General features: G+C 49.2%; 12 protein-coding genes. 9 read left to right on the top strand and 3 right to left on the bottom strand.

Annotated elements, in window-relative coordinates:
• Window positions 1–30: 30 nt before the first annotated feature.
• The 6 genes from merT to HAV38_RS05805 all read left to right on the top strand — a co-directional run bounded on the left by merT (window position 31) and on the right by HAV38_RS05805 (window position 6,892).
• Window positions 31–387 carry a mercuric ion transporter MerT gene (gene merT / locus HAV38_RS05830; RefSeq protein ID WP_168053238.1) on the top strand — a complete coding sequence of 119 codons (357 nt, stop codon included), beginning with the start codon at window positions 31–33 and terminating at the stop codon, window positions 385–387.
• 143 nt (window positions 388–530) lie between these two features.
• On the top strand, window positions 531–824 hold the full coding sequence (merP, locus tag HAV38_RS05825; RefSeq protein WP_168053236.1) for a mercury resistance system periplasmic binding protein MerP: 294 nt from the start codon (window positions 531–533) through the stop codon (window positions 822–824).
• A 1-nt stretch (window position 825) separates the two neighbouring features.
• A complete protein-coding gene (gene merA, locus HAV38_RS05820) occupies window positions 826–2,460 on the top strand; it encodes a mercury(II) reductase (protein WP_168053234.1) in 1,635 nt (544 codons plus the stop codon).
• 67 nt (window positions 2,461–2,527) lie between these two features.
• Entirely contained in the window at window positions 2,528–3,874 is a 1,347-nt protein-coding gene (locus HAV38_RS05815) for a dihydrolipoyl dehydrogenase family protein (RefSeq protein ID WP_168053232.1), read from the top strand.
• A 69-nt stretch (window positions 3,875–3,943) separates the two neighbouring features.
• Window positions 3,944–4,120 carry a hypothetical protein gene (locus tag HAV38_RS05810; RefSeq protein WP_168053230.1) on the top strand — a complete coding sequence of 59 codons (177 nt, stop codon included), beginning with the start codon at window positions 3,944–3,946 and terminating at the stop codon, window positions 4,118–4,120.
• 1,065 nt (window positions 4,121–5,185) lie between these two features.
• Window positions 5,186–6,892, top strand: a complete 1,707-nt coding sequence (locus tag HAV38_RS05805) for a phosphoethanolamine transferase (RefSeq protein ID WP_168053228.1) — start codon at window positions 5,186–5,188, stop codon at window positions 6,890–6,892.
• A gap of 156 nt (window positions 6,893–7,048) precedes the next feature.
• On the opposite strand, the gene HAV38_RS05800 is transcribed toward HAV38_RS05805, so the two are convergent.
• The gene (locus HAV38_RS05800; RefSeq protein ID WP_168053226.1) at window positions 7,049–8,029 is read right to left on the bottom strand and encodes a tyrosine-type recombinase/integrase; all 981 of its coding nucleotides are present in this window, start codon (window positions 8,027–8,029) and stop codon (window positions 7,049–7,051) included.
• Between the two features lie 350 nt (window positions 8,030–8,379).
• Here HAV38_RS05800 and HAV38_RS05795 point away from each other — a divergent pair, with 350 nt between their 5' ends.
• The 3 genes from HAV38_RS05795 to HAV38_RS05785 all read left to right on the top strand — a co-directional run bounded on the left by HAV38_RS05795 (window position 8,380) and on the right by HAV38_RS05785 (window position 11,002).
• Window positions 8,380–9,441 (top strand): DNA-binding protein, encoded by a 1,062-nt coding sequence (locus HAV38_RS05795; protein WP_168053224.1) that lies wholly within the window; start codon window positions 8,380–8,382, stop codon window positions 9,439–9,441.
• Between the two features lie 222 nt (window positions 9,442–9,663).
• Entirely contained in the window at window positions 9,664–10,080 is a 417-nt protein-coding gene (locus HAV38_RS05790) for a PaaI family thioesterase (protein WP_168053222.1), read from the top strand.
• Between the two features lie 115 nt (window positions 10,081–10,195).
• The gene (locus tag HAV38_RS05785; RefSeq protein ID WP_168053220.1) at window positions 10,196–11,002 is read left to right on the top strand and encodes an OBAP family protein; all 807 of its coding nucleotides are present in this window, start codon (window positions 10,196–10,198) and stop codon (window positions 11,000–11,002) included.
• A 262-nt stretch (window positions 11,003–11,264) separates the two neighbouring features.
• On the opposite strand, the gene HAV38_RS05780 is transcribed toward HAV38_RS05785, so the two are convergent.
• Together HAV38_RS05780 and aroQ are read right to left on the bottom strand one after the other, a co-directional pair.
• Window positions 11,265–12,056 carry a DeoR/GlpR family DNA-binding transcription regulator gene (locus HAV38_RS05780; RefSeq protein ID WP_168053218.1) on the bottom strand — a complete coding sequence of 264 codons (792 nt, stop codon included), beginning with the start codon at window positions 12,054–12,056 and terminating at the stop codon, window positions 11,265–11,267.
• Window positions 12,057–12,349: 293 nt separating this feature from the next.
• The gene (aroQ, locus tag HAV38_RS05775; protein ID WP_168053216.1) at window positions 12,350–12,970 is read right to left on the bottom strand and encodes a gamma subclass chorismate mutase AroQ; all 621 of its coding nucleotides are present in this window, start codon (window positions 12,968–12,970) and stop codon (window positions 12,350–12,352) included.
• Window positions 12,971–13,080 lie beyond the last annotated feature (110 nt).

Below are 13,080 nucleotides of genomic sequence, written 5' to 3'. Positions count from 1 at the left end.
TAGTACCGTATTCGCTTAAATTTGAGACCTATGAACAACGACAAACTTGCAAAATCAACCCTCCTCGGAGGTGCTTTAGCTGCTATCGCTGCCTCTGCCTGTTGTTTGGGGCCACTGGTGCTTGTAAGTCTAGGGATCGGCGGCGCATGGATTTCCAACTTAACGTTGCTAGAGCCACTGCGACCAGTATTTATTATGGTGGCACTGCTATGCATGGCGCTCGCTTACCGGCAAATTTACCGGGGGCCTGATGCAGCCGACTGTGTACCTGGCAGCCTTTGTGCGCTACCACAGACCAATGTTCGATACCGCGCCATGTTCTGGGTTATGTCAATTCTGGTCCTGATTGCGTTGGCTTATCCGTACTTTGTGACGTTTCTCGAATGACACGTTGTATCAACGCCATCAAACTCGCGAAAAAATGCAATTTGTAGCTTGTGGCCCTGAGTGCGGTATGGCTTTTCGGTGATTATGCTGTATCAGCCTACGCTTGATTTAGCCGCCCTCTTTCTTAACCATTAGGAAAAATCATGTTCAAAACAATCCTTACTGCCTCTTTTGTCTTGGCGGCCATTGCTGCTTCATCCAGCGCGATTGCTGCCATCCAAACTGTCACGCTTGATGTTCCCGGCATGACATGTTCGTCATGTCCGATCACGGTAAAAAAAGCACTGATGAAGGTTGAGGGCGTCCAACAGGTCAAGACCAATTTTGATAAAAAAGAAGCCGTCGTGACTTTCGACAATGTCAAAACCAGCACTGCCCAATTGCGCAACGCTTCCGGCAACGCGGGTTACCCAGTATCGGTCAAGATCGCGCAATAAAATGCAAACACTCGACTTTCACGTTACAGGAATGACGTGCCACCGCTGCGCGACATCGCTTGAGGCGATACTTGTCAAAGTGCCCGGCGTAAGGAATGCAACGGTCTCGTACGCAAAGCGTCGTGCGAGCGTGGGCACCAGTGCTGGCATGGCGGCGGACACGGTCATACAAGCGATTCGCGCAAAGGGCTATGATGCCCATTTTGACAACAAAGTTACACAGCCCGGAGCTAAAGGTGGTCAAGCCCTCAAGGTGCTGATAATTGGAAGCGGATCAGCATCATTCGCCGCAGCCTTGAAAGCCATTGAAGAAGGTGCGACAGTCACAATTATTGAAGCCGGTGTCGTTGGCGGTACGTGTGTAAATGTCGGCTGCGTGCCGTCGAAGATACTGATCCGGGCCGCTCAGCTTGCTCATCAGCAGTCACAGCATCCGTTCTTTGCAATCGAGAGGTACGTGCCAACCATCAACCGGGCTGCGCTTTTGGCACAGCAGCAAAGCCGGGTGGAAGAACTACGCTACGCGAAATATGAAGCAATTTTGGAGTCCAGTCCGAAAATGACACTGGTGCGGGGACGCGCGCGTTTCATTGACGCCCATACTATTGAGGTAACCTCCGACACTGGCACGCCACAACGCTTTGGCGCCGATCGCATCCTGATCGCCACCGGTCGCTCCCCGGTTATACCTTCAACGCCAGGTTTGGCAGACACCCCATACTGGACGTCGACAACGGCCCTACTGGCGGACCAGGCACCGAAGCATTTATTGGTCTGTGGAGCGTCGGTCGTAGCACTTGAGCTTGCACAAGCATTTTTGCGCCTCGGCTCGAAAGTTACCTTGATTGCACGCTCTACGCTTCTGTCCAAGGAAGACTCCGCAATCGGCTCTGGCCTGCAAAAAGCGCTGGAAGCCGAGGGCATGCGCATTCTCAGCCATATCCAGATCAACAACGTTCACTATGACGGCAACTTGTTTCATCTTGAGACGGCAGCGGGCATCATCTCTGGTGACCGGCTGTTGATTGCAACTGGGCGCGACGCAAATACGCGCGGGCTAGGTCTGAAAGCTGCTGGCGTAGCGACAGACGCAAGCGGCGCGGTGATAATTGATCAGTATATGCGCACGTCCGTCACGCATATTTTTGCAGCAGGCGACTGCACTAATCAGCCCCAATACGTGTACGTAGCGGCCGCAGCTGGTACGCGCGCCGCAAGGAACATGATGGGTGGCAATATTGCGCTGGATCTGACTGCAATGCCAGCTGTCGTTTTTACAGATCCGCAGGTGGCGACCGTTGGCTTGACTGAGGCAGACGCCGTTGCAGAGGGTTTCGAGGTCGATAGTCGTTTGCTAACATTGGAAAACGTGCCACGCGCTTTGGCGAACTTCGATACAACTGGTTTCATCAAGCTGGTTATCGACAAAAATACCGGTCGACTGATCGGCGCGCAAATCCTGTCGGCGGAAGCCAGCGAAATGATCCAGACGGCGGTACTGGCAATTCGCAACCGCATGACAGTGCAGGAGCTGGGCGACCAGATGTTTCCGTACATGACGATGGTCGAAGGCTTGAAACTTTGCGCGCAAACCTTCTTCAAAGATGTCACACAACTGTCCTGCTGCGCTGGCTAACAAGAGGCAATGCGGGACGCTATGCGGAAGGCAGCCGAATCACGCATCAAATAACAGGAGTTAAACCATGAATAAGCAATATGATCTGGTTATTATTGGTGCCGGAACAGCAGCGATGACGGCAGCAATGCCGGTGCGCGCAGCCGGATGGCAAGTTGCCGTCATTGACTATCGTCCCTTTGGCGGTACTTGTGCCTTGCGCGGATGTGATCCAAAAAAAATGCTGATTGGTGGAACCAGCGCTTTCGACCATGCACGACGAATGCGCGGCAAGGGGCTCGCCGGAGACGCGCATATCGATTGGGCGGCATTGATGGCGTTCAAGCGCACTTTTACCGATCCTGTATCGATAAAAACGGAGCACCAGTACAAAAACAAGGGAGTCGATACCTTCCATGGTACTGCACGCTTCGTCGGCAAAAATACGCTACAGATAGGAGGCGAATTGCTCGACGCAAAACATATTTTGATTGCGTCAGGTGCCGAGGCAATCAAGCTGAACATTCCGGGTGAAGAATACTTGATAAATAATGAGGGCTTTCTTGAACTGGAGTCCCTGCCCCACCGCATCGTATTGGTAGGAGGGGGATATATTGCGGCAGAGTTCTCGCATATTGCCGCGCGCGCAGGCGCCAATGTCACGATTTTGCAGCACGCGGAACGGATGCTCACCGAGTTCGACGGCGATCTGGTCGACTGGCTGATGCCCTCCTTCAAAGCCCTTTGCATTGACGTGAAACTTAGCACCACTGTCGAAAAAATTGAAAAAATTGGCAATGGCTACCTGGTCTTTTCATCACGCGACGGTAAGCAGTCTATAACTGAGGCGGACTTGGTGGTGCACGCGGCGGGGCGCAAGCCTGCATTTGCCTCGATGGACTTATTAGTTGGCGGGATTGAAATCGAGAACGGACGATTAACACTCAACGAATACCTACAAAGCGTGTCCAACCCTTCGGTTTATGCGGCTGGGGACGCCGCGCAGATGGGACCGCCCTTAACGCCGGTGTCCAGTCACGACGCAAAAATCGTTGCGGCCAACCTGCTGAACGGAAACCAGCAAAAGCCGGATTACCGAGGTGTTCCCAGTGTTGCTTTCACGCTTCCTCCTATTGCCGCAGTGGGAATAACGGAAGCCGATGCGCGCAAACAAGGCCTGCGGTTTAAGATAAAAAGTCAGCAAACAGCGACGTGGTTCGCAGCCCAACAGCAGGCAGAACCGGTCAACGGGTTTAAGGTGTTGGTTGATGAAAAGACCGACCAAATACTAGGCGCCCATTTGGTGGGACCCAATGCGGACGAGATCATCAATCTTTTCGCGCTAGCTATCCGACATGGCTTGACGACACAGGATCTGAAAACCACCATGTTTGCCTATCCAACCGGTGCATCGGATATCGGGTCAATGTTGTAAATAGAGGAATGTGAAAAGGCATGCATCGGTTGATTTCAGTTGAATACACAACAAAGAAGAGGTGTAATTATGAAGCATGATTTTTCTCTCGCAAAAATGATATTAATCATTTTTGCGATCATTGGGGTCTTGGCGACCGTTGGCGCAGTTGGTATGTTGATCATGCATGGCAGCATGATGGGAAAAATGGGATCGGCTGTCGGCATGGCTAATGACTGTCGGGGAATGATGGGTGGGCGACGTTAGAAATTCCGGCTGTTCTTTTTGAAAAAGCGCGCTTACAAGTTGCCATGGAAAAAGATGCCCGACTCTTGGCAGTAGCAGACGCGAAAGACTGGGTCTATAAGCATAGATCACAACGCTTGAGCTACAAGATAAAGAGTTTAGCGAAATGACCGCCCTACTAGCGCAACAAGGCTAGGCATTTGGGGAGACGGACGAGCTGCGAGGGACTTACGAAGGCACTGTTTTCAGCGTGTCCACATCCTATTTAGCACAATTTGACAATGTGCTAAATAGGATGTGATATGTGACGGCTAATGCTAAATACTGCTCAGTAGTTTCGAACCTACGCAGAGAAGGACAATTTGACGATCTTCCACTCGTTTCAGGATGCCCCGGCTATTATTAAGGACTACTAGAAATAACAGACCAATGTGAAGTAGTTCTGACTTGACCTGACATTCGTTATACGAATCGCTAAACGTGTAATTCAGGCGAGACAGCAGGAGGCTCCTGAAGCGAATGCTAGAACTTCAACTAAGAGCATCACAGCACTTCTTGTATTGCTGACCGCTTATAAAAATATGAGTACTAAAATGCGGTTAGGCGTTTTTTTGCGCAAGAAGCAAGGTCTATGCAGTCCAGCGCCGGCCCTGAATTCGCAGCGGCGCGGCCGCCCTCCGGTATTTCTTAATATCTCTGCTACTAGAAACGTGCCGACTGCACATACAGTGCCGCACGCCTGATATTCCACATATGGCGACGAGACCGTGAGCCACTCACTTCAATATCAAGTCTCCGAATACATCGGGGCGATTGTGGCACCCATATCCGACGTCGATTAGGACGGCCGTGACAGAGGAATTCCGTATGTCGCGACGGGTGGTATCTGGTAGGCGGCTGTCTTAATACAACAAATCCGTTAACGATCTTCGACATTCGATGCCGTTTCAGCACAACTCTTAAGTAAAACACCTAACTATGTGAGCTACCTGGGGAATACGCATCTTCTGTGGGTAAAATACGCCGCAGCGACTTTGTTGCCGCTTGAAAACATTGCGGCAGACCTTCAACAATTAGTGAGAAAAAATGGCACTTGTTTGCATTAACCCGGAAAACTTCTCCCCCATAAAGGTATTGAAAAACGCGGTGACCCGCAATATTTTGTTGCACTTCATCGTCATATTTTTGGGGTTGTTGGTGTACGACCTCGGTGGCGTGGACATGCATTCGCTATTGAAAAAAAGTGCGCTAGTGTTCCTGTTTTGTATCGGGCCGCTGAATTTGTTATTTTGTTTTCAGATGACACATCGCGCTGCCAAGTATTGCAGTACTGGTCTGGCGATCATTTTTTTTCTTGATGCGACAACTAATTATTTTTTGCAACTGCATTACGGATTATCACCAAACACTTCGATTGTCTGGCAATCAATATTTAATACAACCTCGACCGAGGTATGGGAATTCTTGGCAAGTAATTGGCGTGATGTCACGGAAGCAGCATTAATTTTTGTTGCGGTTACCGGGGGCGCGCTATTTGTTTTAGGAGTCCTATCCCGTAGGGTGTTAAATGATCCAATAGTTCCTCGGCGCCTGGAAAAAATGGTTGCGATCTTTTTTACTATGATTGTCATTGCGCTGCATTTCAACCCAACCATGCGAGATGCCAACCCGATCGCTTTCTGGCCTATCCGTTATCTCGAATACCAAAGGGACATTGCATACTTCAAAGAAATGCAGGCCGCGATGAAAATTGCTATCACCAGTCAAAACGTTGGTCTCTTGAAAAGTGAAGCCGGATTGCAACGGACAGTGGTATTAGTTATTGGAGAATCATCGAATCGTGATAACTGGTCTTTATATGGTTACCCAAGGAAGACCACACCAAAAATTGACGCGATACGAAACGACATTGTCGTGTTTCGCGATGTCGTTTCTGCAGCAGCATACACACAAGACGCATTAAAAATGTTGCTTACCCCCGCCACGCTTGAGTCTCCTGAGCGTTGGCAGACCGACCCCAATGTGGTGATGTTAGCTAAGTCGGTGGGGTATAAAGTTTTTTGGTTATCGAATCAGACGCACACTAACAGAGGTGATACTTTTGTTAGTATCATCACAGAAAATGCAGACGTAAAGACCTTTACCAATTCAGGATACCGCAGTGCCTCGCCGCAGGATGATGTTCTATTGCCTCATGTTTCAGCGGCATTAAATGACACCGCTCCTCTTAAATTTATAGTCGTGCATCTTTGGGGGCAGCACCAAATGTACTCAAACCGTTATCCATCGAATGCCGGAGTGTTTGATTCAAGCGATGATGCGGTTGCACAGAGTATGCGCAGCAGCGGTCGCTCCCGATCGATTATCAAAAAGCGCAATGAATATGATAATGCCATTCATTACGGTGATCAGGTATTGGCAAGTTTAATCGGCTTGGTTGCCAAGGAAAGTAAAGAGGTCCCGACTGCACTGTTGTATGTTTCAGATCATGGTCAAGAGGTTGGTCATAACCGTGATTTTGCCGGTCATTCAATTAAAGAAGAATCCGGTTATACCGTGCCAGCATTATTGTGGGTGAACGCCATATACAGTCCTTTCGCAGTAAATAAAACCAAACTTGAAAAACGGCCTTATCAAACCGATAAAATGGATACAACGTTATTGAGGCTATTGAGGATATCCAGTGAAAATGATCAGCCGCAATACGATTTATTGGGAAAGGATTTTGCGCCGTTTTCACGTGTAATAAATGGTTATCCATATCAGTCGGGACAATCCGTTGAGCCCGCTTAATAATGAGGAGAAAGAGGTAATAAAATTTTTTGTAGTTTGCCTATCTTTAAATTTTTTTGGAGTACTTGTTTACAATATCTAATGCTCACAGGCTCGTGGCAGGGCCTATCGCGCATTTATGTAGTTGGTTATTTGATTCAAACATTGCTTGCGCTTTCATTTGGTCCGCCGCAGCAGATGGCCTGCGGCATTTTCGTCAAAACGTTCCGCTTCCTCGATATAGCCCTGCACGGTGCCGTCATGGCGCCAACCGCCCTGCCGCTTGATATCCTGAAAACGCGCTCCTGCGCGGTAAGCGCTAGTTGCCAGGCCGCGACGCAAACTGTGGCTACTTAATTGCGGTACATACGGAAGTTCCGCCAAAGTTGCTGCGTTGGTTAAAATCCCATTAAGACTTGCTTCATGCATTGCATCAACACCGATTTGCCCCCATTTGTTGATCCCTCTAAATATCGGTCCTGTCGTAATTGCAGCTGCCTTGCACCAGACTCGTAGCGCGGTGGGTGGACAACAGGCATTTTCTCCATAGGGTATAGCTTTGATAATACCCTCGCCTTTTTGGTCCGTCTTGGAGCGCGGCAATGTTATCAGCACGCCCTCCGGCTCCCACAAAATATGCTCAAATTGAAGGCGGACGACTTCGCTACGCCGATATGCCCCAAAGTAAGTGATTTGCAATAACGCGTTATCACGCAATGCTTTTAATGATCCTTGCTGCTGCAAAGCGGTCGCGATCAATCCCATATCCGCCACCGGCAGCGCCTTAGCCTTTTGAGCGGGCACACCGTTTTTCCGCTGTATCCCCAGCAAGGTTTTGCGCACAGTGGGACTAGCCGCGGGATCCGAAAACCCCTGCTGAATATGCCATTGCGATAACGCCGTCAGACGTAATGCTAATGTGCGGGGATTCAGCAAGTGTGCAAAATTCAAAAGATAACGCAACACCGTCGCTTCGTCCGCAGGAAGTATGCCGCCCCACGCCAAAAAATGTTTGATCGCCGAGCGATACGCCCGGCGCGTGTTATCAGAGGTTGCGGCCGCGAGAAATTCACGGTGTTGTAATTGCCATGGCGTGACTGAATTGCTGGGGGCGTCTTCACTTAACTGTGTTTGACTGTCTTTAACGCGGATGTTCAACGCATTGGTCCTTATTTGAGTGGTGACACTTTAGTGTCCGTTGTGAGCATCTAATCCGCCGGTATGAGTAGATTAATTAATCCAAAGAAAATCAGTTTTTTCAAGACGAACAATTCCGTGGTTTCGCTGTTCATCTGCTTAGCACCACACTGACGTAAAGCGCGGAAATGAACCCAATCCGTTTTTGTAACGGATATTACAACGCTGTTATTCTACATCAAAATATAACACACGATAACATACATTATCGTGTGTTATATAGCGGAAATTAAACCCAACAAAAAATGATAATTTAATGTATTATTACGTATTATGTATTACGTTATATTAAATAAATTGGGATAGAAAATATGGGCCGAATTGGAATCTTATATGGCGACGTAGCAAAAGCCGCCGATATGCTCATTGCAGAGGGTAAAAATCCTACGGTCGATAGCGTGCGTGAAGAATTGGGTAGTACCGGAAGCAAAAGCACTATCGCTCCCCTGCTAAAACGCTGGAAAGCAGAGCATCATCAAAGCGTGGTGACGCTGGATGTCGGCATTCCGCCGGCATTGATTGATGCGGTAAAAGTGGTTTTCGATAATTTGCAGGCGGATGTAGAACAAAGAATCATTGATGCACAAGAAGCACATCAAAAAGAACTCGCTGAGATGGCGGAGGTTTTGCAACGTCAGCACGAGGAAAACGCCGCCGCCGCTGAAGCCAATCTGGAATTAAGTGAAGAAGCCGCGCGCGCGCAACAGGTATTTGAACAACTACGCGCCGAACAACGGGCACTTAATTTAGCGTTAGCAACCGCGCAAACCGAAAACACCGGCTTGCAAAATCGTTTAACGGATCGCGCCGCCGAGATCGTGACATTGCATCAGCAGCTCGGTTACGCCCGCACCCAGTTCGAGCATTATCAAGAAGCCAGTACGATCCAACGCACGGAGGAACGCAGCGGATTTGAGCAAAGATTAATGCGGATGGAGCAGGATCTGGCGGTCAATCGCCAACAATGCAGCGATCAACTATTGCATATCTCCCGTCAAGAGGTGCAGCTAGGGCTCATTCCAACATTAGAACAAGAGATTTTGGATATGCAAGAAACGGCGCGGGCACAGCATCAGCAAGCCGCATTGGTAACCGCTGAACATGCGAACCTGTCATTCAAACTACAGCAACTCTCCACCGATCGTGCAGAGCTTAAAAATACTCTGGAATCAACCCAGAAGGCATTTCTGGACACCCGCATGCAGCTCGCCGTCAAAGAAAATGCGACGATATTATTGGAGAAACAATTTGCCCAGGCAGAGCAGAAACTGGAACGACTATTGGAAGAAAAAAGTAACTTGTTACAAGAACGGGCTATATTACAAGCGCAAGCTCTGGCGAGTCCATCGGCCTCTCCGTCCCATCCAGCATAACCAGATGATTTGCATTAGCGAAGTTGTGTTACCCCCCCGAATCACAATATAGGAGCGCTATTCCAAACGGGATGAAATGTGCGCTCAGTCACGTCCCCCTGCTTGCTCCACAAGATTTTTTATGGTTATTATGCATAATCGGTGCATAAATATTCGGTCGCTATTATCACCGTTAGCACCATTAGTCTTCATAGACAATTCCCCTCAAGAGGCCACTTTCCCATGTATGACATTCAAGAACGTATCGCAATCAGCTTCAAGTCACAAGGTCTGATGGCGACCATTGACGCGCAGCTGGTTTTAATCGCCGAGGGGGAGGTTCACATAGAATTACCATTTTCTGCGCACCTTTCCCAACAACATGGCTATGTTCACGCTGGCGCAATCACCAGCATTCTTGACAATGCGTGTGGCTATGCGGCGCTCACCAAAGCACCGCCCGGGTACGAGGTCGTCACGGCCGAGTTTAAGATGAACTTCATGCGGCCTGCGATTGGTGAACGATTTTTAGCTATCGGAAAGGTACAAAACTCCGGCAAACTACTCACTGTCTGCACCGGAGAAGTACGAGCCCTGTCAGGAACTATCTGGAAAGTGATTGCCATGATGCAGGCAACGATTGTTAATGTCCCTGTTTGACGTTTGATGTCAGCTCGGATGATCGGTCGAGGAACCCGTTCGCGTGGATACCGTATAGGCCAAAGTTGTGTTAATGTTACCGCAAACATTGGTCCTCTACTTCGCGGGGTTCCCCATGCAATTTTTTAAATTATCGATTATTTCCTGCGCTGTCATTTTTTTGTTGAACGCGTGCCACAAGGAAACCGAATCAAACGTCACCGCACCTGGCACCGCAGAGACTACGAAAACCAAAGTCCTTGAAACTGGCGCGGATATTCTGCAACGCAAGCCACCTATCGCTGCCATCAATGCCTATCTGGATGGGTTTCATTTTTACAATGGTAAGCAACATGTCCAGATGGAGGCACACCACTACTGCGCAATTCTTAATGAAGACGTTATTCAATGTGTCATTTACGACGGCAATGTGAAAGACGCCAAGCTCATGGGGGTTGAGTACATCCTGAGCGCCAAACTGTTCAAGACATTGCCGGATTCAGAAAAGGCGTTGTGGCACAGTCACGTGCAAGAGGTCAAGTCTGGCCAGCTCATCGCTCCCGGCATTCCAGATGTAGCGGAAAAAGAGCTCATGAAAAAGCTCGTTGGGACCTACGGTAAAACGTGGCATACATGGCACACGGATGTCGATAAGGTGCTACCTTTGGGCGTGCCCCAACTCATGATGGGGTTTACAGCTGACGGACAAAGCGATCCTGCCATGATTGCGGAGCGGGATAAGCGGTTCGGGATATATAGTGCCAAGAAACGGAAAGACAGAGAGGACATTCCCTCGCCACCAATTGATCCGGCGGTCAACGCCTGGGAACATGGAAAAACATATCAGATCGCCGATCCAACGGACAGTCAGCATTCACATGAGGCCGCGCCCGCTAAAAAGTCAGATAGCCGAGAGACCAACGCTCGTTCCAATAAAGAATAACAGCATATAGTCCTGAGTTATGCCATAGGCGTGTTAATTTCGGGGCGCTTGGTCTAAACGATTAAGGCGACACCACGAGTGCACCATAAGGATGCCACGTGTTAACTTAGTTGCGTTTATGGAATGCGAATTAATTCGCTAGCGCACGAGTCGTAAAGCCGATCGCGCAAACGCATTGCCGTTGCAAGCCCAGTCCACCGCTTGCCCTACTCACTGCCAACACAGGGGATCAGATCTAGAAGTCAAGACGATAAAATGTCGCTTAATCTACGATTTTGTCCGCGATGAAAACTTTAATCTCGGCTTCTTTGAAAACATTTACTAGTGTGTCCGGTATCGGTCTGTCCGTAAAAAGAGCGTCAATATCTGCCAATTCGCCCAATTTTACTAAAGCGGGACGGGCAAATTTAGAATGGTCGGCAACTAAAAATACGGTGCGGGATTGCGCAATGATCGCTTCCGCTACCCGCACCTCACGGTAATCGAAATCTCGCAGAGCGCCGTCCGGATCGATACTGGAAATGCCGATGATCCCAAAATCTACCTTAAACCGTTGAATGAAATCGATAGTTTCTTCGCCGGTGACGCCTAAGTCGCGCGCGCGCACCACTCCCCCTGCAATGATGACTTCGCATCCGGGATATCCGCTCATGATCGCAGCGACGTTCAGATTGTTGGTGATGACGCGCAGATTGCGACGGCGGCTCAGCGCTTTGGCGACTTCTTCTGTAGTGGTGCCGATATTAATGAATAAGGTCGCCTGATCGGGGATATGTTCGGCAACCAGGGCCGCGATCCGGCGCTTTTCTTCTGACTGTAAGCCTTGTCGGGCACCGTAGGCTATATTTTCAGCGCTGGATGGCAGGCCCACGCCGCCATGATAGCGTTGCAGAAGATTATGGGCGGACAGCATATTGATATCGCGCCGGATGGTTTGCTGCGTCATCCCAAAGCGATTGGCGAGGTTTTCGACCGTCACGAAACTTTCTCGCTGGACGTAATTTATTATTTCTTGCTGACGTGCATTGAGTGCGAGGTGAGGTGTTTGTGCCATAAAACGAATGCGATCTCGAGGTGGTGAACCAAAGCTAGCTGAGTAAAAACCAGTGAATATTTAGATTTCAAGTAATCAAGCACATATATTGAGTGACATATATTACCGTTGATTAGCATCGATTTTTGAGGTATTACGGATTATGTGTCAATCTATCAAAGTAAGGATGAATTTGGTGAGGAGTAGCATCTCGCCGCCAAGCAAGGACCGGGAGATGCAAACCAGCTTGAACGCCTACTGCGTTGCGACCCCATATTGGACATCCATCGGCATTCACTGCGTCTGCAGCGCGTTTACTCCATTAATCCGCGTAGTGCCTGACGACGGACCGCGCCATTGACGTCACCGCGGATTAATGTAATAGCGGTCTGCGACACGTACCCATGCACACCAGGGTCAGCCAGTATCGGCTGAACATCGCGCAAGGCCGCAATCAGCGCTGGCGTCAGCTTGTCGAGTATCGGACGGATGTCACGCGCCAGGTCTGGAGCATCATCAAACTTATACTCAGTCGGAATGGATTTGCGCCATTCAGACAGCAAATCATTTTGAATAATTTTGCCGGCATCAAATTGGTCTTGAAAAAAATGACGCACTAATGCGGGATTTAATCCTCCTAAAGCGTCTGCCTGTGCGGCGACGCTGTCAAGGATTTGTAACTCCCGTTTAGGATCATTCACCGATGCACCTGAGTTCCATTTGGATTTGGCAACGCGCTGTGCCACATTTAAGCGCTGGTCCATCAAGTTAAGTAAGTTGTTGATTTTTTTCCTCGTGGACGGTGCGATAACACTATCGTTAAAAGCAAGCTGATCGACTGGGCCAGGTGCCAGATTTTGGCAGGCGCCCACGAGCAATACGAGGACCAAACCAGATGCCCCGCGCAAATACCTTGAATAATAAACGTTTAACATGCGCTCCCTTAGTTCAAAAATTCGATGATTGAGCCACTATTTTAACTGTGGTTAAAAATAGACCCGCCAATTTGCGTTTTGCGGGGCAATTGCTGCCCAGTACTAGAATT

It is taken from the genome of Glaciimonas immobilis (genome assembly GCF_011947285.1).
In the GTDB taxonomy this organism is placed as follows: Bacteria; Pseudomonadota; Gammaproteobacteria; order Burkholderiales; family Burkholderiaceae_D; genus Glaciimonas; species Glaciimonas immobilis.
The sequence above is the reverse complement of the archived record's forward strand: the minus strand, read 5'-3'. Positions and strand labels throughout refer to the sequence as shown.

What these genes read in the sequence shown, in the direction of transcription:
- merT (WP_168053238.1), top strand. Translation starts at nt 31, where the DNA reads ATGAACAACGACAAACTTGCAAAATCAACCCTCCTCGGAGGTGCTTTA.
- merP (WP_168053236.1), top strand. Translation starts at nt 531, where the DNA reads ATGTTCAAAACAATCCTTACTGCCTCTTTTGTCTTGGCGGCCATTGCT.
- merA (WP_168053234.1), top strand. Translation starts at nt 826, where the DNA reads ATGCAAACACTCGACTTTCACGTTACAGGAATGACGTGCCACCGCTGC.
- HAV38_RS05815 (WP_168053232.1), top strand. Translation starts at nt 2,528, where the DNA reads ATGAATAAGCAATATGATCTGGTTATTATTGGTGCCGGAACAGCAGCG.
- HAV38_RS05810 (WP_168053230.1), top strand. Translation starts at nt 3,944, where the DNA reads ATGAAGCATGATTTTTCTCTCGCAAAAATGATATTAATCATTTTTGCG.
- HAV38_RS05805 (WP_168053228.1), top strand. Translation starts at nt 5,186, where the DNA reads ATGGCACTTGTTTGCATTAACCCGGAAAACTTCTCCCCCATAAAGGTA.
- HAV38_RS05795 (WP_168053224.1), top strand. Translation starts at nt 8,380, where the DNA reads ATGGGCCGAATTGGAATCTTATATGGCGACGTAGCAAAAGCCGCCGAT.
- HAV38_RS05790 (WP_168053222.1), top strand. Translation starts at nt 9,664, where the DNA reads ATGTATGACATTCAAGAACGTATCGCAATCAGCTTCAAGTCACAAGGT.
- HAV38_RS05785 (WP_168053220.1), top strand. Translation starts at nt 10,196, where the DNA reads ATGCAATTTTTTAAATTATCGATTATTTCCTGCGCTGTCATTTTTTTG.
- HAV38_RS05780 (WP_168053218.1), bottom strand. Translation starts at nt 12,056, where the DNA reads ATGGCACAAACACCTCACCTCGCACTCAATGCACGTCAGCAAGAAATA.
- aroQ (WP_168053216.1), bottom strand. Translation starts at nt 12,970, where the DNA reads ATGTTAAACGTTTATTATTCAAGGTATTTGCGCGGGGCATCTGGTTTG.